The sequence below is a fragment of the Paraburkholderia sp. BR14320 genome (assembly GCF_040948665.1).
GTDB classification, from domain to species: domain Bacteria; phylum Pseudomonadota; class Gammaproteobacteria; order Burkholderiales; family Burkholderiaceae; genus Paraburkholderia; species Paraburkholderia youngii.
The window spans coordinates 172,101-193,413 of record NZ_JBFPKG010000007.1; the positions used below are offsets into that span (position 1 = coordinate 172,101).

The 21,313-nt window shown below is 61.1% G+C and carries 16 protein-coding genes; 4 read left to right on the forward strand and 12 right to left on the reverse strand.

Translation table 11 applies throughout. The features are described 5' to 3' along the window. Positions 1-37: 37 nt before the first annotated feature. Positions 38-1,225, reverse strand: a complete 1,188-nt coding sequence (locus AB3X89_RS10125) for a TIGR03118 family protein (RefSeq protein WP_368583144.1) — start codon at positions 1,223-1,225, stop codon at positions 38-40. Positions 1,226-1,557: 332 nt separating this feature from the next. On the opposite strand from AB3X89_RS10125, the gene AB3X89_RS10130 reads away from it, so the two are divergent. Then, positions 1,558-1,890 carry a hypothetical protein gene (locus tag AB3X89_RS10130; RefSeq protein ID WP_368583145.1) on the forward strand — a complete coding sequence of 111 codons (333 nt, stop codon included), beginning with the start codon at positions 1,558-1,560 and terminating at the stop codon, positions 1,888-1,890. Between the two features lie 216 nt (positions 1,891-2,106). Here AB3X89_RS10130 and AB3X89_RS10135 read toward each other — a convergent pair whose 3' ends face one another. After that, on the reverse strand, positions 2,107-3,324 hold the full coding sequence (locus tag AB3X89_RS10135; protein ID WP_368583146.1) for an FAD-dependent monooxygenase: 1,218 nt from the start codon (positions 3,322-3,324) through the stop codon (positions 2,107-2,109). A gap of 171 nt (positions 3,325-3,495) precedes the next feature. On the opposite strand from AB3X89_RS10135, the gene AB3X89_RS10140 reads away from it, so the two are divergent. Beyond that, entirely contained in the window at positions 3,496-4,440 is a 945-nt protein-coding gene (locus AB3X89_RS10140; protein WP_368583147.1) for a LysR family transcriptional regulator, read from the forward strand. A 511-nt stretch (positions 4,441-4,951) separates the two neighbouring features. Next, a complete protein-coding gene (locus AB3X89_RS10145; protein WP_368583211.1) occupies positions 4,952-5,956 on the forward strand; it encodes a DMT family transporter in 1,005 nt (334 codons plus the stop codon). Positions 5,957-5,987: 31 nt separating this feature from the next. Here AB3X89_RS10145 and AB3X89_RS10150 read toward each other — a convergent pair whose 3' ends face one another. The 6 genes from AB3X89_RS10150 to murJ form a co-directional block, all read right to left on the reverse strand. Beyond that, complete coding sequence (locus AB3X89_RS10150) at positions 5,988-7,055, reverse strand: rhodanese-like domain-containing protein (RefSeq protein ID WP_368583148.1); 1,068 nt, start codon at positions 7,053-7,055, stop codon at positions 5,988-5,990. Positions 7,056-7,112: 57 nt separating this feature from the next. After that, the gene (locus AB3X89_RS10155) at positions 7,113-7,769 is read right to left on the reverse strand and encodes a peroxiredoxin (protein ID WP_368583149.1); all 657 of its coding nucleotides are present in this window, start codon (positions 7,767-7,769) and stop codon (positions 7,113-7,115) included. 377 nt (positions 7,770-8,146) lie between these two features. Beyond that, positions 8,147-9,046: a UTP--glucose-1-phosphate uridylyltransferase GalU gene (gene galU, locus AB3X89_RS10160; protein ID WP_368583150.1), complete on the reverse strand. Its 900-nt coding sequence runs from the start codon at positions 9,044-9,046 to the stop codon at positions 8,147-8,149. A gap of 718 nt (positions 9,047-9,764) precedes the next feature. After that, positions 9,765-10,943: a glycosyltransferase family 2 protein gene (locus AB3X89_RS10165; protein ID WP_368583151.1), complete on the reverse strand. Its 1,179-nt coding sequence runs from the start codon at positions 10,941-10,943 to the stop codon at positions 9,765-9,767. A gap of 82 nt (positions 10,944-11,025) precedes the next feature. Next, positions 11,026-12,135 carry a glycosyltransferase family 4 protein gene (locus AB3X89_RS10170; protein WP_368583152.1) on the reverse strand — a complete coding sequence of 370 codons (1,110 nt, stop codon included), beginning with the start codon at positions 12,133-12,135 and terminating at the stop codon, positions 11,026-11,028. 29 nt (positions 12,136-12,164) lie between these two features. Continuing rightward, on the reverse strand, positions 12,165-13,529 hold the full coding sequence (gene murJ, locus AB3X89_RS10175; protein WP_368583153.1) for a murein biosynthesis integral membrane protein MurJ: 1,365 nt from the start codon (positions 13,527-13,529) through the stop codon (positions 12,165-12,167). 353 nt (positions 13,530-13,882) lie between these two features. Between murJ and AB3X89_RS10180 the strand changes: the two genes are divergently transcribed. Then, a complete protein-coding gene (locus AB3X89_RS10180) occupies positions 13,883-15,160 on the forward strand; it encodes a hypothetical protein (protein ID WP_368583154.1) in 1,278 nt (425 codons plus the stop codon). 62 nt (positions 15,161-15,222) lie between these two features. Here AB3X89_RS10180 and AB3X89_RS10185 read toward each other — a convergent pair whose 3' ends face one another. The 4 genes from AB3X89_RS10185 to AB3X89_RS10200 form a co-directional block, all read right to left on the reverse strand. Then, the gene (locus AB3X89_RS10185) at positions 15,223-16,410 is read right to left on the reverse strand and encodes a glycosyltransferase family 4 protein (protein WP_368583155.1); all 1,188 of its coding nucleotides are present in this window, start codon (positions 16,408-16,410) and stop codon (positions 15,223-15,225) included. Then, positions 16,407-17,627 (reverse strand): glycosyltransferase family 4 protein, encoded by a 1,221-nt coding sequence (locus AB3X89_RS10190; protein WP_368583156.1) that lies wholly within the window; start codon positions 17,625-17,627, stop codon positions 16,407-16,409. Before AB3X89_RS10190 ends, AB3X89_RS10185 begins: the two co-directional genes overlap by 4 nt. 21 nt (positions 17,628-17,648) lie before the next feature. Then, complete coding sequence (locus tag AB3X89_RS10195) at positions 17,649-18,758, reverse strand: glycosyltransferase family 4 protein (RefSeq protein WP_368583157.1); 1,110 nt, start codon at positions 18,756-18,758, stop codon at positions 17,649-17,651. A 225-nt stretch (positions 18,759-18,983) separates the two neighbouring features. Further along, on the reverse strand, positions 18,984-21,221 hold the full coding sequence (locus AB3X89_RS10200) for a polysaccharide biosynthesis tyrosine autokinase (protein ID WP_368583158.1): 2,238 nt from the start codon (positions 21,219-21,221) through the stop codon (positions 18,984-18,986). Positions 21,222-21,313 lie beyond the last annotated feature (92 nt).

Sequence of the window (21,313 nt, forward strand, 5' to 3'; positions counted from 1 at the left end):
GCATCAAGAGCGGCGCCAGTGTATTGCGCGCGTGGCACTACATTCCAACGCTCATCCCTCCGCCCGCGCTTGTGCCCGTCCCCGTGCCCCCGGTCGTGCCCGAGCTCGACGTTGTCGCATTCAGATCGATTCTTCCGTAGACGCCATCGGCTTCGTCATTCGGACCCGCCGCGAAGAAGAGGGTGCTGGAAGGCTGATTGCTGAGGTCGTTGCCGAACCCGATGCCCCACACGCCGTGTTCGACGATCGGGCTGTTGTTCGGTCCACTGATCGGTCCCATCGACTGGCCGGTCGATGCGTTGAACGCATTGATCATGCCGTCGCCAAAATTGCCGATTATGATCGCGCCGCTCATCGAGCCGAAACTCGCGGGCGCCTGCGCAATGCCCCACGGCGCATTCAACGGACCGCCTGTCGCGAAGCGTTGCTTCAGATTGCCCGCGGTGTCGTACACATCGACCATGCCGAGCCCCGCGCCCGCGACATCATCGTGTTTGGCTGCGTCTTGCATCGCGTAGGTGACGAACAGATTCGAACCGATCGCCTGAATGCCGAACGGCGCGAAGCCCGCTGGCATCGCCGGGTCCGTGAAGGCGCCGGGCATCGAGACCTTCGTGAACGAGCTATCGAAGACGTCGATCTTGTTGTTATGGAAGTCCGTCGCGTAGAGAAAGTTGCCGTTGTTCATTGCGGCAAGCGCGAGGCCCTTATAGACGGCACCACCGGCGCCATCGTCGTACATGACGAACGCATTGGTCGGCCCGACGGCGGGCGCCCAAGCGGTGATGGTGCCGCCTTCGCCCGTGAAGATGAACGCAGCGACTCCGGACTTACCGTTTTCCGTGACGAGGAAGCTTTGTGTTCCGTTGAAAACGATGCCCGTCGGCGATGCCGAGCCGTTCTTGCCGTCGGGTATCGTGACGACCAGCGATTGCGGCACGCCATTACCGTCATAGAGCGTCGCGACATTGGTGCCATTGTCCGCGACCCAGGCGAAACCTTTGGGATTGAACGCGACGCCCCAAGGGTTTTTCAGATTTGCGTCGGTGTGTGCGGCCGGCACCGCGCCATCGGATACGAGCGCCGTCGCTGTGAACGACGACTGGACGGGCGGGCTCGTGCTGCTCGAATTCGAGCTACCGCCGCCCCCGCCGCCGCATGACACCAGAGTCGCGACGGCCGCGCCGCATGCAACGACGCCGAATATAGCGAGTAGAGACTTCATGACCGCACTCCTTGTTGTGCCCCAAAGGACCTAACGCTCAATGAACGGGCACGGCATGGGGTTTATTCCGGCGGAGCGGCTGATTTCGCGGCAGATCTGGTGCGATCGCAATGGTCGAATTCGTCGAGACAAAAGCGATTGGTACGCAACGAATACGGGGCGTGACTATTCCATGCGTGTGGCCAAAAACTTGAATCGAGCCGTCATTGCGTGAAATTCAAGCGTCGATTCGGCGCGTACAAAAGCACGCGGCACGCTGATTGCGACATTCCTGTAGCGCAGCCGACAACCGTCTGCGTCTATCTTCCAGTCCAATCAAGGAGGGGCGGATCATGAGCAAGGCAACCATCACACTCGTCGCGGCCGTCGCCGCACTCTCGCTGTCGGGCGGCGCTTTCGCGCAGATGGCCGGAGGTCAGAGCGGCAGCGGTTCGACCGGAAACGCAGGCAGCACCGCGAGTCCGTCGAATCAGATGAACGGCACATCGTCGGGCGGCTACGGCATGCCAGGCAACACGAACTCGGACAGCGGCATGGGCGCCAAGGCGCCGAATTCTGGCCTGCCGAGCAACGACACCGGCTCGACGTCGGCCACCCCCGCGCCCAAGAGCAACAACACGCTGGCGACCCCGAGCGTGGTATCGCCGGCCGCTACCGGCCATTAACAGCTGGCAAAAATGACCGTGAGGCTAGCTGATACGACAGATCTACGCGGTCCAATGCTGTTCGGGTTTTAAGGCAACGCGTGTACGCCGGGATTTACGGCTCGCATCTGGAAGCCGCAGATCGGATAAGTTGCGCGTTGCCTGAGACTCGTTGCGGTGGATGAGCGTATGTCCGTCGCACGCGGCCACCGCGTCGCCATCGAAGCTGAGTCAGGCTCAAAGCCACGTGCCCCCTTGCCGCTCGCTCGGCTCCTGCGCGAGCGCATCGAAGTCGTGAATCCAGTCGAGGTGATGCAGCATGCTATCGCGCGCCCGAAGCCGCGCGTTGCGCTCCTGCGCGGCGGGGCCGTCCGGCAGATGCAGCACGTCCGCGGTACTGATCGACGCGTACTGCACCTTGCGCGTGCGGCCTCGGCGCAGACGCTCGTAGCCCTCCTGCGCTTCCCGCCAGTTGCCTGGGCCTGCCTTGGCCAGTTGCGCGGCCAGCACCACCGCATCTTCGATCGACTGATTGGCGCCCTGGCCGTGATGCGGCACGAGCGCATGCGCGGCGTCGCCGATCAGCGTCACTCGACCCTTGCTCCAGCGGCCGAGCGGTGGACGGTGAAACAGGCCCCAGCGCTGACTGATCGGCACCGCCGTGATCATCTGCACGACAGCCGGATGCCAGTCCTTGAAGAGGCGCAGTTGTTCGCCTTCGGTCGACGGCATGACCCAGTCGCGCGACGGCCACGGCGACGGATGACGCTCGACTAGCAGGAAATTCTGATCACCCTTGTCGCCGATCGGATAGTGCAGCAGATGGCCGCCGGGCCCAACCCAGAACTGGATCGTTTCCGGATCGGGCAACAGGTCCATGCGCCCGGCCGGCACGATGCCACGAAAGCCCGAGCAACCGGAATACAGCGCGTCGTCGTAGCCGAGCATCCAGCGTCGCGTGATCGAGCGGGCGCCGTCGGCGCCGATCACGAGATCGGCATCGATGCGCCGCCCGTTGTCGAACGCGAGGCTCACGCGATCGGGATGCTGCACGAGATCGACCAGCCGATGGCTGAGCTTGATGTGCTCGAGACCGACCGCCTTCGACAGCACCGCCTGCAGATCGGCGCGATGAACGCCCCAGTACGAGCCGCCGAACTGCTCGCGATAGCTGGGCATGCCGCGATGATGGCCAATCACGCTGCCGCTGCGGCCGTCACGATAGATGAGCCCGGGTACTTCGGAGCACACGTCGTCGAACGCGGCGCGTAGTCCCATGCGCTCGTAAAAGCGCGTCGCGTTGGCCGACAGCGCGACGGCCGCGCCCACTTCGCGCAACTCGTCGGTCTGCTCATAGAGTTGCGCATCGATGCCATGCTCGCGTAGTGCGAGCGCCAGCGTAAGGCCGCCGATGCCGGCGCCGACGATCGCGATGCTCAGGTCCATCCGGGTCATGATTGTGTCTCCGATATGCGGGTTATCGATTCGGGTCGCTCCGGCGCGCGCTCGGCGCGTCGCAATGCGGATACCGTGTCGGTATTTTCAGCACTAGACCTTCATTGCTCAATAAGATGAAATGAATCTCCTTCATCACCCAAATGAATGACCTTACGTCATGCCGAAGCCATGGAACTGAGCGATCTCGACCTCAACCTGCTACTGCTATTCCAGCGGCTGATGCAGGAGCGCCGCGTGGCGAGCGTCGCGGAACAAATGAACATGAGCCAGCCGGGCGTGAGCAATGCGCTCGCGAAGTTGCGCCGCCTGCTGGGTGATCCGCTGTTCGTGCGCGCGCCGGGCGGTGTGGTGCCTACCCCGTTCGCGTTGCGTCTCGCGGAACCGGTCTCGCATGCGCTTGCCACCTTGCACGCCGCGCTCAATCCGGTGACGGGCTTCGATCCGCTGCGCGCAATGCGAACGATGACGATCGGGATGACCGACATCGGCGAAGTCGTGTTTTTGCCCGCATTGCTGGAACGACTGTCGCGCGTCGCGCCGGGCGTCGCGATGAATACGGTCCGCAATACGAGCGTCAATCTGAGCAACGAAATGGCCGACGGCCGCGTCGATCTGGCGATCGGACTGTTGCCGCAGTTGAAGGGTGGTTTCTATCAGCGGCGTCTGTTCGATCAGCGCTATGTCTGTCTGTTCAGACGCGGCCACCCACTCGAGGACGCGCCGCTCACGCTTTCCGCGTGGCGCGAAGCCGAGCATCTGGTGGTGGTGTCGGCCGGCACCGGCCACGGTCAGGTGGACGAGTGGCTGAAACGGCGCGGCGTGCGGCGTCAGGTGCGCCTGACGGTGCCGCACTTCATGAGCGTGGGCTACATCCTGCAACGTACCGACCTGATCGCCACGGTGCCCGAGCGCCTCGCACTCGAGCTGGCCACACCGTTCTCGCTCAGCCTGCGCGCGCTGCCGATGACGCTGCCCGCCGCGCCGATCCATTTGCTGTGGCACGAACGGGTCCATCAGGACGAAGGCAATCGCTGGCTGCGCGAAGTCGTGATCGACCTGTTCGCGGATACGGCGACGAGTGGCAGGCGAGCGCGGGACGTGAAGAAGAAATAGGCTTCGTTCGGACGCGTTGATCGGAAGCTTCGCGCATACTCGAACGTCGATGAACCTGATCGGTTTATCTCTATGTCGAGCGACACGCACGCGTATCGATAGTCGGCGTGCGGACTGCGTGGAACCGCGCAAGCGGGCATCGCGCGATCGGCGCAGAATGAACAGACCCACGGGCGCCTGCGCCGCAGGTGTGAAGGTGCGCACCACTCGCCAGCGTATGGTCGGAAGATCGCCCGACACAGTGATGCGAACATAGCAGCCGGCGTAACGTCCGGTCGCCCGTGGCCTTTCGTGCAATGGACGATGAGGATTAGCGACCCTATTTAGTGTCGACGTGCGACGCATGGGGAGACGCGACGCAGCCGCTCCTTCCTGACATTACAATTGCATTTGCGTATAATTTCGCAAAGCCTTCATCCGGTATCACTGAAAAGCAAATAAGCGATACCGCAATAAAAAAGCACTGCTGTTGCCTGCCCACACAGTGCACAAAGACAACATCACTCGAAAAATGTCCGTGCCTTCAGCCACAACAGGATCGCGCGATTCCGCGCGGTTGTTCACTCAACCGAAAGTGCTCGTCATCGTGGCGACGCTATGCTGCCTGCTTTGGGGCAGTTCATACCCGGCAATTAAAATCGGCTACGCGTTACTCGGAATCACACAAAACGATATTCCTTCGAAGCTGATTTTCGCGGGCTACCGGTTCGTGCTCGCAGGGCTGTTGTTGTTGATTCTTGCTGCCTTTTCGAAGAAGCCTGTTTTCGAATTGAATCGGCGCAATAGCGGACAGCTGATGCTATTGGGCTTCACGCAAACGGCCATTCAATATGTTTTCTTCTATATCGGTCTCGCCTACACGACCGGCGTTCGCGGTTCGATCCTGAACTCGACGACGACCTTCTTCAGCGTGCTGCTTGCCCATTTCATCTATAAGAACGATAAGGTCTCGCCACGCAAAGCGCTTGGATGCCTGCTCGGATTCGTCGGCGTGATGGTCGTCAATTTCGGCGACGGGCTGTTTGAATTTGCATTCACCTTGCTTGGCGAAGGCTTTATCGTGATTGCCGCATTCGTGCTATCCGCTGCATCGATTTACGGAAAGCGCATTTCGCAGAGCATGGACGTCATGGTCATGACGGGTTATCAGCTCGGGTTTGGCGGCGTCGTTCTGCTTGCGGCGGGGTACGCGACCGGTGGTTCGTTGCACGCGTTCACGCTGGGATCGATGGCCTTGCTGGCCTACCTCGCGTTGCTGTCCGCAGCGGCCTTCACGTTGTGGAGTCTTCTGCTCAAATATAACCAGGTCGGCAAAGTTACCGTTTTCAATTTCCTGGTGCCGGTGTTCGGTACCGTGCTGTCCGCGATTTGTCTGAACGAGAACATCATGGAATTGAAGAATCTCGTCGCGCTGGTGCTGGTATGCGGGGGGATCTGGCTGGTTACGCGCTCGGCGCAACAGGGCGCTGGCTATTCGAAGGGCGGTGTCGCAGTGGGCTCTCAGGGTCGAGGCTGAGTTTGCGGGGCTCGGTAGCGTCGGCTTCGCGTCAAACGCTGTCCGACGCAACCGGCAACCCCTCCGTCCGCCACCGCAGCATCCCACCGGCAAGATTCGCCACCTTGCCGAACCCGGCTTTCGTCAGCAACACGCTCGCCTGCGCCGAGCGCACGCCGGACCGGCACACCGCGACCACCGGCCGCTCGCGATCCAGTTCTTCGAGCCGCCCTGTCAATTGCGACAGCGGCACCAGCTTCGCGTCCGGCAGATGCCCCAAACGATCGATGAACTCGGGCGCCTCGCGTACATCGACGATCTGAAACTTCGCGCCATGCTCGAGCAGCGCCATCGGCTCGATTTCCCACACGCCGCTAAAGCGCAGCGTCAACGGCGCCCAATCCGGTGTTTCGGTCGCAACTTCGGCGCCGCCTTCCGGCTGCCCGCAACGCATGTTCGCGGGCACCGCGACCGCCATCTGCTTCGGATGCGGCAAATTCAGGTTGTTCATGTACCCGGCAAAATCGCCAACGTCGACGTCGCCGCCCAGACGCGGATTGAAGCGCCGCTCCTCGGTCACGCTCGTCACTGTGATGCCGCGATAATCGTGCGCCGGATAAAGGAGGCAGCCGTCCGGCAGCGACAGGATCTGCTGGCGCACGGACGCGAACAACTGCTGCGGGCTGCCCTGCTGGAAATCGGTGCGGCCACAGCCGCGAATCAGCAGGCTGTCGCCGGTAAAGGCCATGCTCTGATCGTCGAGCACGTAGGTCAGGCAGCCATTCGTATGGCCAGGCGTCGCGCGCACGGTCAGATGACGCGTGCCGAAGTCGATCCGATCGCCATGCGCGAGCGGCCGCGTCACGCCTTCCGCCTCGACGACCGCGGCAAGCCCGATCTCGCTGCCGCAACGCAAACGCATGCGCCATGCGCCGGTTACGTGATCGGCGTGCACGTGGGTATCGAGCGTAGTGAGCAGCCAGAGGCCCAACTCGCGCAGCAGCGCCTGGTCGCGCGGCACCTGCTCGTAGACGGGGTCGATCAGCACTGCCTCGCCGCTGTCGCCGAGCAGGTACGTGTAGGTCGACGAAACAGGATCGAACAGCTGACGAAAAATCATCTGTATCTCTTAAGAAGATCGGCGAGGCGGCCGCGAACGGCCGCCGCACCGGACCTATCAGCGCGGTTGCTTGGTGGTGCGCAGATACGGTTTGATGGTCTTGAAACCAGGGAACACCTGCTGCGCCTCTTCGTTGCTGACCGCGGACGTGATGATCACATCTTCGCCCTGCTTCCAGTTGACCGGCGTCGCGACTCTATGTTTGGCGGTCAGTTGGATCGAATCCAGCACACGCAGGATTTCGTCGAAGTTGCGGCCGGTGCTCATCGGGTAGGTCAGCGTCAGCTTGATCTTCTTGTCGGGACCGATGATGAAAACCGAGCGCACGGTCGCGTTGGTCGCGGCGGTGCGGCCCTCGCTGGTATCGCCCGCGTCGGCCGGTAGCATGTTGTACAGCTTGGCGATCGAGAGGTCGGTGTCGCCGATCATTGGGTACTTGACGGCGGCGCCTTGCGTTTCCTCGATGTCCTTGGCCCATCTTTCGTGGTCTTCGACCGGATCGACCGACAGCCCGATCAGCTTCGCGTTGCGCTTGGTGAACTCCGGCTCGATTTTCGCCATGTAGCCCAGTTCAGTCGTGCAAACCGGCGTGAAGTCTTTCGGATGAGAGAACAGGACCGCCCATTGGTCGCCGATCCAGTCATGGAAATCGATGGTGCCCTGCGTGGTCCGCGCGGTGAAGTTGGGCGCGGTGTCATTGATACGAAGTGACATATTGCCGTCCTGTGAAGTCGTGGTTAAGCGGAAGACCCGAGCGAGGCCAGTCTGCAACGGTCCAACACGAGCCCGGTAAATCTCGGGGATTGGAAATCACCAAGGCTCACAACGATAGATGAAGCTTTTGCGGCGCATACTCGCGCGGCAAGTAGCGCACCGCCGCATCGCGCAGTGAGAATTCAAATATAGCGCGTTACGCGCAAGCCCATGCTGACACCCATCGAAACCAGTCCGGCTGGCAGCTCCGGAACGGCTGACAGGAATGACGTTCATCGGTAAATCATGGACATGCGATGCGCCGGCGTGGGTGCGATAGCGCACAGATTTACCGGGCGCTACTTTGATCAGACCGTTCGGTCGTCGAATGCGCGGCGCTAATGCTCAGTGCCCGGCGCCGCCGTCTCGCCGTCGAGCCGCTTGCGCAACCAGGCACCGAATGCATCATGCACTTCGTTATGCCGCAGCGCGAAGTCGACGGTCGCCTGCAGGTAACCGAGTTTGGTCCCGCAGTCGTAGCGTTTGCCGACAAATTCATAGGCAAGCACCTGCTCTTCCTCGAGCATCGAATGAATGGCGGGCGTCAGTTGAATCTCTCCGTGAAGGCCGGGCCGCTGCGCGCGCAAATGGTCGAACACCGCTGGCATCAACACATAGCGCCCCGCGACGCCGAAGCACGAAGGCGCTTTTTCCGGCGCGGGCTTCTCGACGATGCTCGACACATTGATCACGCGCTCGTCCCAATGTCGTCCGCCGACCACGCCGTGGGAACAAGCGCCGTCCGCTTCGAATTCCTCGACCCCGATCACCGACGAATCGTAATGGCTGAAGATGTGCACCATCTGCTCGAGAACGGGCGGTTGACCTTCGAGCAGATCGTCGGCGAGAACGACCGCGAACGGGTCGTCGCCGATCAGCTTTTGCGCGCACAACACCGCATGCCCGAGTCCGAGCGGCTCGGCTTGCCGGACATAGATGCAGTTGACGTTCGGTGGTTTGATGCTTTGCACGAGTTCGGCGAGGCTTTGCAGCCCGCGCGCCCGCAGCACGTGTTCGACTTCGTAGGATTTGTCGAAATGATCTTCGATCACGCGTTTACCGCGACCGGTGACGAAGATCAGCTCGGTGATGCCCGCGGCAACCGCTTCTTCGACCGCGTATTGAATCAGCGGTTTGTCGATGACCGGCAGCATCTCCTTCGGACTCGCCTTCGTGGCCGGCAGAAAGCGCGTGTCGATTCCCGCGACCGGAAACACCGCCTTGTGAACTGCGAGCATGATGACCTCCTCGTCCGGCTGGTAGACGGAGCAGCGCGGCTGTAGAGCATGGCCGGATGCCGCCGGCTGGGCATCCCGCTTTGGCTGGCCAGTGCTGCGCGTCGGAGCGTGCGGTACTGATGAAGCGCTTGCAACAAACGTGGCTTCCGTCCGCTCGCAAACATCTGCTGAATGCTCGCCATGATGGCACGGTTTGCCGCGGGTGTGGATGGTCGCCGTTGTGGCGCGTCAGTGCACAGCGGCGGGCGACTCGGGAGAACCCGGGGTCGTCAAGGGGACAGACTCGGGATAAGCGGCTTTTAAGCTTGCAGGGCGTAACTTTGTACCCACGCGGAATGCCTGACTCCCTGTTCACATGCGGACGTCGCACGTCCGATCCGACTTTGATATGAAAAAACGAGTGCGCTCGATTGACTTCATTCTGTTGACCGCCGCATCGGTGGGCCTCGTCATGTTTGTCGTCTGGCGAGTGGCGACGGTAAAGGGTTGGCTTTAGGGGTTCGCCCAAGCTCGGCGACACCATCGATCTGATCGATGGCAACAGGGCGACCAAGCAGTTCACGACGATCACGGTCGACGGCCGGAAGGCGACACCCGTCTATTCGGCTATCGGAGTGTCGGTGCACATCGATTCATAAGCCGGCCGGATGCCGGGTTGGATCGCGATGCGCGTCAACCGTGAGGTACAGACCGCGCAACGCGAGACATGATCGCTAATTTACAACTCGAAAAAACAAAGCAACTTCCAAAGCAGGAAATTTCGTGTGCGGAAAGCGCAATCGAGCTCATCGCCCTTGCCGCTGCTTGTGCCAACGCTGCATTCCCTTCGCAACGCTTCCAGTTGAAGGCAGCATAGATAGAAGACGGCTCGCTTTACCTCATTGTCGAAATTGGCGAGCCTCCCGTAGAGCAGTGCGCCGAAATGACTCTTGACCTGCCCGAGGACGCGGTTGTCAGTCGGCAGGCCCAATGAACGTCTGTCCGACAGAAGCTTCAACACGATCCAATAGGCATCCAGTGTCTTTGGATCCCTGGTCAAGACAGCCGTCAGGCCGCGCGGGTTCTCGCGATAAAAGTACACCGGATGACTGAGGCTCACATAGCCATTGGCCAGCGGAAGCAGGACCAGCGCGACGACCGAATCTTCATACGCCATGCCCACCGGAAACTGCGCGCTTTTGAAAAGCTCGCGCTTGATGACTTTTCCCCACGGATAACCCGACAGATCGAAGACATCCGGATCAGCGCGAGTCGCGACCGAATCGCCGAAGACCTGCGTCCTATGTATTCTGTCCGTCACGTCAACGACCCAGTAACTGCCTTGCACGATATCGACGTCGTGTCGAAGTGCGGGAACGAGTAGGGTCTCGACGCAGTCCGGCGGCAGGTAGTCGTCCGCGTCGACGAACATCACGTATTTGCCTTTTGCGTGCCTGAGACCTTCGTTGCGGGCAAGGGCCACGCCGCTGTTCGCGATGTGCACCACGGTCACGCGGGGGCGGTTCGTGTAGCGATCGAGAATGGCCGAAGAATCGTCCGTTGATCCATCATCGACGGCAATCAGTTCGTAGGCGAGTGAGGTGTTCTGGGTCAGAATCGAGTCAATGCACTTCAGCAGATAGGCTTGCGCGTTGTACACGGGCACGATGATGGAAAGCCATAGGCCCTCGTCCTCGTTCGTGCAGGCCAACTGCTGAGGAACTGACGGTCGATACGGTCTCAGTTTCTGTATGCGTGCCTCCAAAGACACTTTGTCCATTGGCTTTTTTCTGCCGTCGGCTGTCAGCTTGAGGGCCATGGCGACATAGGAAAGAGCGAATCGGGAGACCACATCGAGGCTCCTGGCAACGGCGTCCGAACCGGTCGCCCTGGCGACGTACCTATAGACCTTGCTCATCCGTCCTCCGAGTCAAGCAGTGCCTGATACAGCCGTGGAGACCGATTTCGTTCATCGGCATCCTGGTGCTCCAGAAAACTCTTCAACCGAGGCGCAGCTGACCGAACAGGCGGTCCCAGATCGCCAGAACATGGGCAACGGAATAGCGATCCCGGATCGAGCGCGCGCCCCTGACGCCGAGCTCTTCGCGCAGCGCCTGGTCCGACAGCATGCGCCGCAGCCCGGCGGCGAGCGCTGTTGCATCGCCCGGTGGAATCAGCAGACCGTCCTGCCCGTCGCGCATCAACTCGCGCGGCCCGCTCGGGCAGTCGAACGAGACCGCCGGGACACCGAGCGCCATGCTCTCCATCAACGCCACCGGCATCCCTTCGAAGCGGGACGACAGGACGAAAGCATCCGCGGCGGCCATCTCATCCCATGCAGCCTGGGTGCTGCCGGGCAGAAATATCCGCCTGGACAGATTGAGCTCGGCTATCTTCCGGGTGAGCATCGGCCGCTCGGGGCCTTCGCCCCAGATCCACAGATCCCAATCCTCGAAGTCGTGCGCGACCTTCGCGAAGGTTTCGATCAGCAGCTCGTAGTGCTTCTGGGGTTCCAGACGGCCAACCGAAATAAGGCGCTTTCTGCCTTCGACGCGTTGCGGCCTGGTCACGCTGAAAAGCTCGTCCGGAATCGGATTCGGCATCACGGCAATGCGAGGCGTGTCTCCCGAGCGCATCTTCTCGAACGGCGTTGCCATCGACTGGGAAAGGAACGTGAGCGCGGTGGCCCGCGGGTAGGTGAGCCGGCAAAGCAGCTTCCACAGCAACGGGCGGCCATCGGCCACCGGATCATTGTGCTCGCAGGCGATCACCGGAATGCGCAGGCCCCGTGAAGCCAGGATCACGTTGATGTTCACGTTGGTCAAAAACGACACGATGACGTCGGGCTGCTCTTGCACGAATAGCTTGCGCAACTCCGCCAGTCTCGCGATGTAGTTGACCCGTCGCAGCGGGCTATGCTTGACGCGGTCAGCCAGATAGACCATCCGCACCTTCTCGTCGATCGGAAAAAAACATCCACCGTGTTTGCTGTAGGTCGGCACGAGCGTAACGGTGTGATTGCGCTGGGCCCACGCGGCCGACAGCACCGCGGCAACCCGTTCGGCGCCGCCCGGCTCACCCATTGAGTTGACAACAAGAACAATTTTCACGTTTCGTAGTCTCTTGAACGGTCGATGGCCTAGCGCATTTCGCTGTCGTGCCGCGAAGTTGAACTGCCCCGCAGCATGCAGATCGCCAACACGAATGCGGTCACGTACATCAAAGCAAGTGAAATCTGCACACCTACGACCCCGAATAGGTGAACTAGCATGAAGCTGGCCCCTGCCTTCACCGCGAACGCCAGCAACGAGATATTTGTCACCAGCCTGAAGCGTCCTTCGCTGGCAAAGAGTTGCCACACCACCATCAACGCAAAATAGAACGGCACTTGCAAAAGCCCCCAACGAAATGCGCTTGCCACCCTCACCGTGTCTTCTGGCGTGAAGGCACCTCGCTGAAACAGAACGGCGATCGCAGTCGGAGCGAGGAACCACGACACCACCGCACAAACGAGACCCGCAGCGAGCGTAGCGAGCGCCCAGAAAAGGGCCGTTCGGCGCGCACGCCGCACATCTCCCTGCCTGCGGATGTCGGAGAAGATGGGCAGGGTGGCGCGCGCGGCAGCCATCGCCCCGACACTGAGCAACAACGCGAGTACGCGGTTCGCATAGCCAAGCGTGCTATTCGACCCCGCTTCGAGATTCGCCACCAGGTATTGGTCGAGCGGTCCGGCGAAACAGACGGCGACCTGGCCGACCATGAGGGTGCGCATGGACAGCCACGCTTCGCCCAGATGCGGAGAGCGCATGGAGAGTCTGACCCGGCTCGACACGCCGTCGGTGCGTCCCGCAAGCCACCTGAGACAAAGCATCTGTAGCGCCAGGCCGACGACAGTTCCGAAGACGATCGACACGAGGCCCGCGCCGGGCGAAGCCACGAGCACGCTCACCAGAATCACCGCGGCAGGCAGCCCCTCGAGCAATGTATTCACATGCTTTTCGTTCGCCTGAAGCCGCGCGGCATAAATGCCTGCGCCGAGCGTCAGTAAACCTGTGGGCGCAAGCCAGTACATCATTTCCCGGGACAAGTCGCGCGTCGTCGACGGCGCATCCGACCCAAGGTGCTGCATCACGAACGGCCAGCAGAGGTATAGGACGATAGCAACCAGAAGACCGCTCACTAGCGCCGCCCCTTCCAGCTCGCCAACGAACTGCGCCACGTCTTCCTTCTTTTGCGCGCGCAGGTTGACGAACATCGGCACGAGCACCACACCTGCCACGGACAGCAATGTGGTTGGCAGCCAGTTCACCATCGAAAACGTGAACTGATACGCATCGACAACGCTGCTGACTCCATACTTGTAAGCAATCGCCATTTCCTTCAGCGCGCCGGCACATTTCCCGATGAGCACGAACGCGGAGACGCGCGCCAGGCTTCGTGCGATGCGTGCATGGTCAGGATGCGTATTGAGTACGCGCTCGCGCCAGCGAGTCAGTTGGAACATCAGTGCGCTCACCATCGTCTGGGCCGTCCAATTGCGTGTGCGGAAAACTTCGCAGTGGCCAGTATTTCCGCTGGCGCTTGGTTGCGCGGCGCCGACGACGCCGTGGACACCTTCCTTTCGCTCATGGAGTTCCTCAGGGCGCGAAGACCGAAGCCCACATGCTTCGCACCTAGGGGTCTTCCGAATCGCAGGATTTAGACCGCCGCGGCACGCGTCCGGCCACGCAAAACGTCGGTGAAACATAGCAGTCACTGCGTCCCTATTAATGTTTGACAACGCACATTGACAGGTACCTATTTCCTCTACATTCACCCGGGTGCGCAGAAAGTACCGGAATAGCGAATAGCCATAGCATGAGTACGCAAATAACGATGCGGTCGAACGCAATTCATCGCAGCGCGTTGTTCGTCGCGCTGCTGCTGTGCTCACTGACGAGCCATGGACCATATGTCGTGATGACAGGCATTCTGCTGCTTATGGCAATGTGCATGAGCGACGCGAAGGCCCGCGAGGCATTGTTCAGTATTCGATGCGTGGCTCTTGTGTCGCTTTCCGCAACTGTCATTACCGCGTGCTATCTGTGGTTTCTCGCAGTACCACACGGGAACGCTTCGTACAATCTCGAGAAATCCGCGACGAACAACTACATTTTCTTCTTGCTTGACATCGGGTTTCTTGCGTCATTCGCTGCGTTGATTTCAACACGCATCGGCGAAGTCACGACAGCTGTCTCGAGGTTGCTAGTGCTCAATTGCTCCGTGCTGTTCCTGCAGACAGCAACGCTGCTCATCAGCGGCCAGTACATCGACTTTACCAAGCCGATTACGGGTGACGCGTCGCGGTACCAGAATTGGGAGTCCGTGCATCCCGTTTTCGCATTCCGGCCGACGGGTCTGTATATAGAACCTTCGACGTTCGCCGCGGCCGTGGGAACCATGGCTATCGGCTATATCCTGCTTTCCAGGGCGAGAGGAAAGACGCCGTCTACGCTGCCCATCGCGCTGACCGTGCTATCCATGCTCATCACGCAGTCAGCTGCGGCGGTTGTACAGGCGGTGGTGTTGATTGCAGCCTTGATGGTCACGCACTCGCGCCGCACGAGAGCGTGGGCGACGGCAATACTCGCATTGATCGCCGTGGCCTCGCCGGGATTGATTGCGGCTTACGTCAATAGCTTCATGCTCAAAATCGACGCGGATTCAGGACTGCGATTGCGGCTGCTGTCGTACGTCTACGAAGTGCGCCATGGATGGGATTTTCTGCTGGGCTACGGCCCCTTCTCCGTCGAATACGACCTGTTCGATGTCTCGGAACACACATCGACTTTTGTTGCATCGCTTAACGACGCAGGATTGCTCAATTTCTTCGTCGTGCAGCTTGGCATCGTAGGACTCGCAATTCCTATCGGCATATTCCTGGTCATGAAAAAGGACATTGCCAATCTGTGCTTTTTCGGTCTGCTGATGTCATCAAAGCTGTCGTACACCTCGCCGCTTCTCTACTTCGGGCTCCTGCCGCTTGTATTGCGACTGGGGGCATCGCAGGACAATACCCATTCGGCTGCCGGCCATCGGGATGTCGATGTTGAGGGTGGAGAACCGGATTTGCTACTTGCGCCGCGCTCGCCATAAGTTTCGATCTGCGGCCGGTACTCGATCTTCTCGCGTCCCGGCCTGCGAGGTTTGTGTTGCCCTCACGTGCGATCAAACCCGAACCCGAACGCCTGGCCGCGCGTCGAGTAGACGTGCCGGTAGCTTGCCCAGCAGCGCTCGATTGAAAAGCGTGAGGCCATTCGCGTACGCGCCTGCCTGCCGAGCTGTTCGCGTCCCTCGCGGTCGAGTGAAAGCAGGCTAACGATACCAGCGGCAAGCGCCTCCGGATCGCCGCTCGGCACCAGACGGCCGGTTTCTCCCATCAATGCCGCGGTATCGCCCACATCGGTCGCCACGCAGGGGACACCGCATGCCATCGCTTCGCCGACCACCGTCGGCAGTCCCTCGCTTCGTGACGATAGACAGAAGACGTCCAAAGCGGACATCAGCAGGTGCACGTCGTTGCTTGCGCCCGTAAGTCGACAAACGTCCCTGATGCCCGCGCGGTCGATCATCGCCGTGAGTTCCCGATTGCTCTCGTCAAGGCCCCGGCCAATCATGACGAAGCGGCAATCCGGCTCCATTGCAGACACCCTCGCTACGGCATTGATGAAAGTGCCATAGTCCTTGGCAGGATCGTAGCGGCCGACTATGCCGACAATCTTCGTCGCGGGATCCAGTCCGAGCGCCTTGCGCAACGGATCGCTGTCGCGCCGGCGCGGCTTGAACAGTTCGAGATCGAACCCGTTGAAAATCACCTGCATCCGCGTACTGCAATAGCCGCCTCGGACGTGCGAGATGCGCGCCGCTTCAGCGCAGCAGATGATCACGTCGGGCAGGCGCGTGGACAGCCACGCACAGAACTTCGCGACGATTGCCAGCTTCGTGCCCGAACGCAGCGATGGGAACTCGGTCTGATGCACCCCCCAGGCGAGCCTGAAGGTACCGCCTCGTGGTTCGCCCCGCCCCGCGACGATCCGGGCGACTCGCGCAGCGATTCCGCCAAACAGGTCCGCGTGATACATCCAGGTTTGCACAACGTCAGGACGCAGTTCGACCAGCCAGCGCACGAGGCGAAACAGCATGAGCGGATTGGGCAAACTTCGCGACATGCCGAGTATCCGCACTTCGACACCGAGCGATCGTATGCGCTCGCTCATCGTGTCGAGTGACGACATGGAGATCACCGTGTGCTGGACACCGTCTCGCTGCGACGCCTGGATCAGCCGATAGAGCATCATTTCGGCTCCGCCTACCCGCAGCCCGGAGATGACATGGACGATTCTCATGGCGATGTCCCCTCCGGCGGTGTTGCCACCAAGCCTGCAACCGGCACCGGCACCGGCGCCGGGACCGGCGAGGCGGCGCCCAACTCCTGATAGATCGACAGCAACTTGCCGAGCACGATGTTCTCGTCGAACTCGGTTTGCACCTTCGCTCTCGCGGCAAGGCCCAGCTTGACGCCGAGCGCGCGATCGTCGTCGAGCATGCGGATCGCGTCGGCAAGCGCTTTGGGGTCTCGCGCCGGAATGAGAATGCCATCGTCGCCGTTGCGGCTCACCACTTCGCGGCAGCCGGGCGCATCGGTCGTGATGAGCGGTAGTGCGCACGCTGCGCCTTCGATTAGCGTCGTCGGCAAACCTTCCCGATAGTAGCTCGGTAACACGACCACATCGACCTCCGAAAGCAAGGCGGGCATATCGCTGACGTGCCCCAGCCAGGTAAGCAGGTTGTCGCGGTGCCATTCCTCGATCTGGCTGCGCTGAATCGCGGCTGGATTGCCCTCGTCGGGAGAGCCCGCCAGCAGGAAAATCACCGAACGGCCTTCGCTCTTCAGTATCCGAGACGCTTCGACGAATTCGCCAATGCCTTTTTCCCAGATCAGCCTCGCCGCCAGCACGATGCGCAACGGCGCACCTTTTTTCGTCTCGGCCGGCTCGCGCGGCCGGTAGCGTGTCAGATTCACGCCCGCGCCCCTCACGAGCCGCACCGCCCGGTCCGCAGCGATGCGCGACTGCTTGAAGAGCGCGACGTCCGACGAATTCTGCAGAACGACGGCGGAGTGTTTCCCATTGAAGGCGAAGCGCATGAGATTGCTCACCACGGGACGCAGCATGCGGGCGCGCAGCTCATCGCTCGTGAACACGTAACCGAGGCCATCGATGCCGTTGACGCGAATCGTCACGCCGGCCAGCCGCGCCGCAAGCGAGCTATAGACTGCGCCCTTGATCGTAAAGCCGTGGACGAGCAGCGGACGCTCGCGTCTGAAAACCCGTGCGAGCCACAGAATGAGGCCGATCTCGCGCCATGGATTGAGGCTGCGCCGTTCCATCGGAATCGCCTCCCAGGTAAAGCCGAGAGCGCGAAGCTTCGGGCCATAGCTGCCGTCGGGCGATAGCAGAATTACCTCGAAGCCGCGCTCTCGCAGAGCTTGTGCGAGTGACAAGCGGAAGTTGAACAGATACCAGTCCGTGTTCGCGAGAAGAATGACTTTATTCGTCGGCACTATCGTCCTCCGGAAAAATGATTAACCCAGCCGCAACTGGGCGAACAGGCGGTCCCAGATCGTCAGAATATGGGCAACGGAATAGCGATCCCGGATCGAGCGCGCGCCCCTGACGCCGAGCTCTTCGCGCAGCGCCTGGTCCGACAGCATGCGCCGCAGCCCGGCGGCGAGCGCGGTTGCATCGCCCGGTGGAATCAGCAGACCGTCCTGCCCGTCGCGCATCAACTCGCGCGGCCCGCTCGGGCAGTCGAACGAGACCGCCGGGACACCGAGCGCCATGCTCTCCATCAGCGCCACCGGCATCCCTTCGAAGCGGGACGACAGGACGAAAGCATCCGCGGCGGCCATCTCATCCCATGCAGCCTGGGTGCTGCCGGGCAGAAATATCCGCCTGGACAGATTGAGCTCGGCTATCTTCCGGGTGAGCATCGGCCGCTCGGGGCCTTCGCCCCAGATCCACAGATCCCAATCCTCGAAGTCGTGCGCGACCTTCGCGAAGGTTTCGATCAGCAGCTCGTAGTGCTTCTGGGGTTGCAGGCGACCAACCGAAATAAGGCGCTTTCTGCCTTCGACGCGCTGCGGCCTGGTCATGCTGAAAAGCTCGTCCGGAATCGGATTCGGCATCACGGCAATGCGAGGCGTGTCTCCCGAGCGCATCTTCTCGAACGGCGTTGCCATCGACTGGGAAAGGAACGTGAGCGCGGTGGCCCGCGGGTAGGTGAGCCGGCAAAGCAGCTTCCACAGCAACGGGCGGCCATCGGCCACCGGATCGTTGTGCTCGCAGGCGATCACCGGAATGTGCAGGCCCCGTGAAGCCAGGATCACGTTGATGTTCACGTTGGTCAAAAACGACACGATGACGTCGGGCTGCTCTTGCACGAATAGCTTGCGCAACTCCGCCAGTCTCGCGATGTAGTTGACCCGTCGCAGCGGGCTATGCTTGACGCGGTCAGCCAGATAGACCATCCGCACCTTCTCGTCGATCGGAAAAAAACATCCACCGTGTTTGCTGTAGGTCGGCACGAGCGTGACGGTGTGATTGCGCTGGGCCCACGCGGCCGACAGCACCGCGGCAACCCGTTCGGCGCCGCCCGGTCCTCCCATTGAATTGACGACAAGAACAATCTTCACGTTTCGTTGTCTCCCCGGAACGGTCAAACGCTTAGCGTGTTGCGCGGTTGAAAACTGCAAACCCACTGGCCCGAATTGGCGGCCCAGCACGAAGTCGCCCGCCACCTTTACGGCGAACGCGAGTAACGAGATGTTTGTCGCACGAGCACGAGACCGGCTAAAGAGAGCAACGTCGCGAGTAGCCGGTTCACCGTCGTGAAGTCGAACTGATAGGTGTCGACGATGTCAGTTCACGCGGTCCGTGTGCTGGCTCGTCGCATATATGTGGCTGCCGTAGCGCCCCGGATGCAGGTACTTCACGCTGCGTACGGCGAAGCCGTTAAGCATCACGCCATGTATCCGGGTGCCGACCTGGGCAAAGCGCCTTGCCGTTTCCTCGATTTCCGCAAGACGGGTTTCCGAGAACCGTGCCACCAGAAAGACCGATCCTGCGTGCGGCGCGATAATGCCGGCGTCCGAGACGGCAAGCGCCGGCGCCGAATCGAGCAGTACGATGTCGTAACGCGCCGACGCATCCCGCATCAGGCTGTCGAAAGCGACGCTATTGAGCAATTCGGCCGGATTGGCGGGATAGTCGCCACACGGCAAAATGTCGAGATTCGGTAAAACCTCTCGTGTGGCACGCTCGACAGTCAGTGACGGGTCCGCGAGAACTTCCGCGAGTCCCCGGCCGGACGGAAGTCCAAAACTGCGATGCAGCGCGCCCCTGCGCAAGTCACAGTCGACGAGCAGCACGCGTTTTCCGGTCATCGCCAGGATCACCGCAAGGTTCGCGGCGACGAACGACTTTCCGACCTGTGGCATCGGACCCGCCACCATGACGATGTTGTTGCGCGCACTCGCCAACATATATTGCAGGGCGGAGCGGAACGAACGCAGGCTTTCCGCCGCCGGATCGGACGGGTGCCGGCAGGCGAGAATCAGGTCGCGCGCGTCGGTAGCATTCGCTTTGGTCTGAAGCTCGTCCTGCTTTGCGCTATGCGGCACCATTCCGTACACCATCAGACCGGTGCGAGCTTCGACTTGTTCAGGCTCGGTCACCCCAGCGAAAAGCAACTCGCGGACAAACGAGATCGCGACGCCCGCAAGCAGGCCGAGCAACAACGACGCAGCGAGTACTAGTGAACGCACGGGCCGCACCGGATGTTCGGGGATGATCGCGGGATCGATGATCTGCGCGAAGCCCGCTTTGCTGGCCTGAATGAGCCGAAGTTGCTCGACATTGTTCCGCGCCGCCGTGTAAAGGTCGGTCGTCATTCTCACGTCGCGCATCAGGGCAAGCGCGTCCTGTTGCTCCGTCGGCATGGCATTGACGCGCGCTCTCCCCGCTTCAAGGTACTGCTTCGTCATCGCGATCTGCGCATCGAGCGACGCTACGGCTGGATAGGACGGCGCGTATCGCGCTGCCAGTTCGGCACGGGTGCGCTGCAGCGTGAGCAACTGCGCCTCGGCATCGGAGACTCTCTGCAGATTTAGCCGGCCTTCTTCAGTCGCATCGACGAGACCGAGCGAATTGCGATACGCAGTGTAGCGGTGCTCGGCCGCAACCATTTGCGCTTGCATAGCGGGCAACTGGCTCTCCAGGAACCTCAGCGAATTTGCCGCGATGGTCGCATTCCGGTCGTTATTTTCACGCACGTATTGCGCGCCGAGCGCGTTCAACGTCTGGCTAAGCAGCTCCGGATCACTGCCGCGCATGGAGACGCTCACGACGTTCGACTTTTCGCCTTGCTCCGTGATCTGCAGATTCTTCTGCATATCGTCAATCACGTCCTGGCGCGACAAGCGCTTCAGATCGAACCGGATACCGGGCGCCGCCGTGATCGTGTCGATGCGCAACGTCACATCGCCTTTGGTCGTCGCGACGGTTTCGGTCTGACCCACGGTGCCGACGAAGGGCCTGTCGAGCTCACTACCGCTCAGCTCGTATCGGCCCGCGGACAGCGCGGTCAGCGTTAGCTTGCGGTCTTCCAGCTCGCGAGGAACTTTGAATGCGCCAATCTTGACCTGTTCTCTACCCCACGCGTAGCCGCCAATGGAGCCAAAGACCGATTTCGAGAGATCACTTGCATGGCTCGCGAGCCACGCGCCGATCACAGGAAAGCGACGCGGTCCTGAAACAACGTCGAGCTCGAGCTCGTCGACCACATGTGCGACGGTCTGGCGCGACTGGATCACCTGCATCTCTCCCGTCGTCTTCGACCTTGCATCGAACGCAGGCGAAACCATCGACATCAGTTCCGGACGCGAGGAGGGCTGCGCTTCAGGCAACTGATCGATCTTGACGAGAATGTTCGACTGATAAACCGGCGACGTGAGCGCTACGACGCCACCGACAAAGAGGCAGACAACCGTTGTAACTGCAATCGTCAGCCGGCGTCGCGAAATCACATCGAGTATTTGCGAAAGATTGCCGTGGCTGGATAGCGCCGACGACGGCATCGATATCTGCTTTTCGTTCATGGAGATCCCCAGGACAGACAGACACCATAAGTCACTGCTTCGCGCAGAAACACTCCGTCCGTTGTGAAGCATCAGATCAGCCGCGCAGCAGG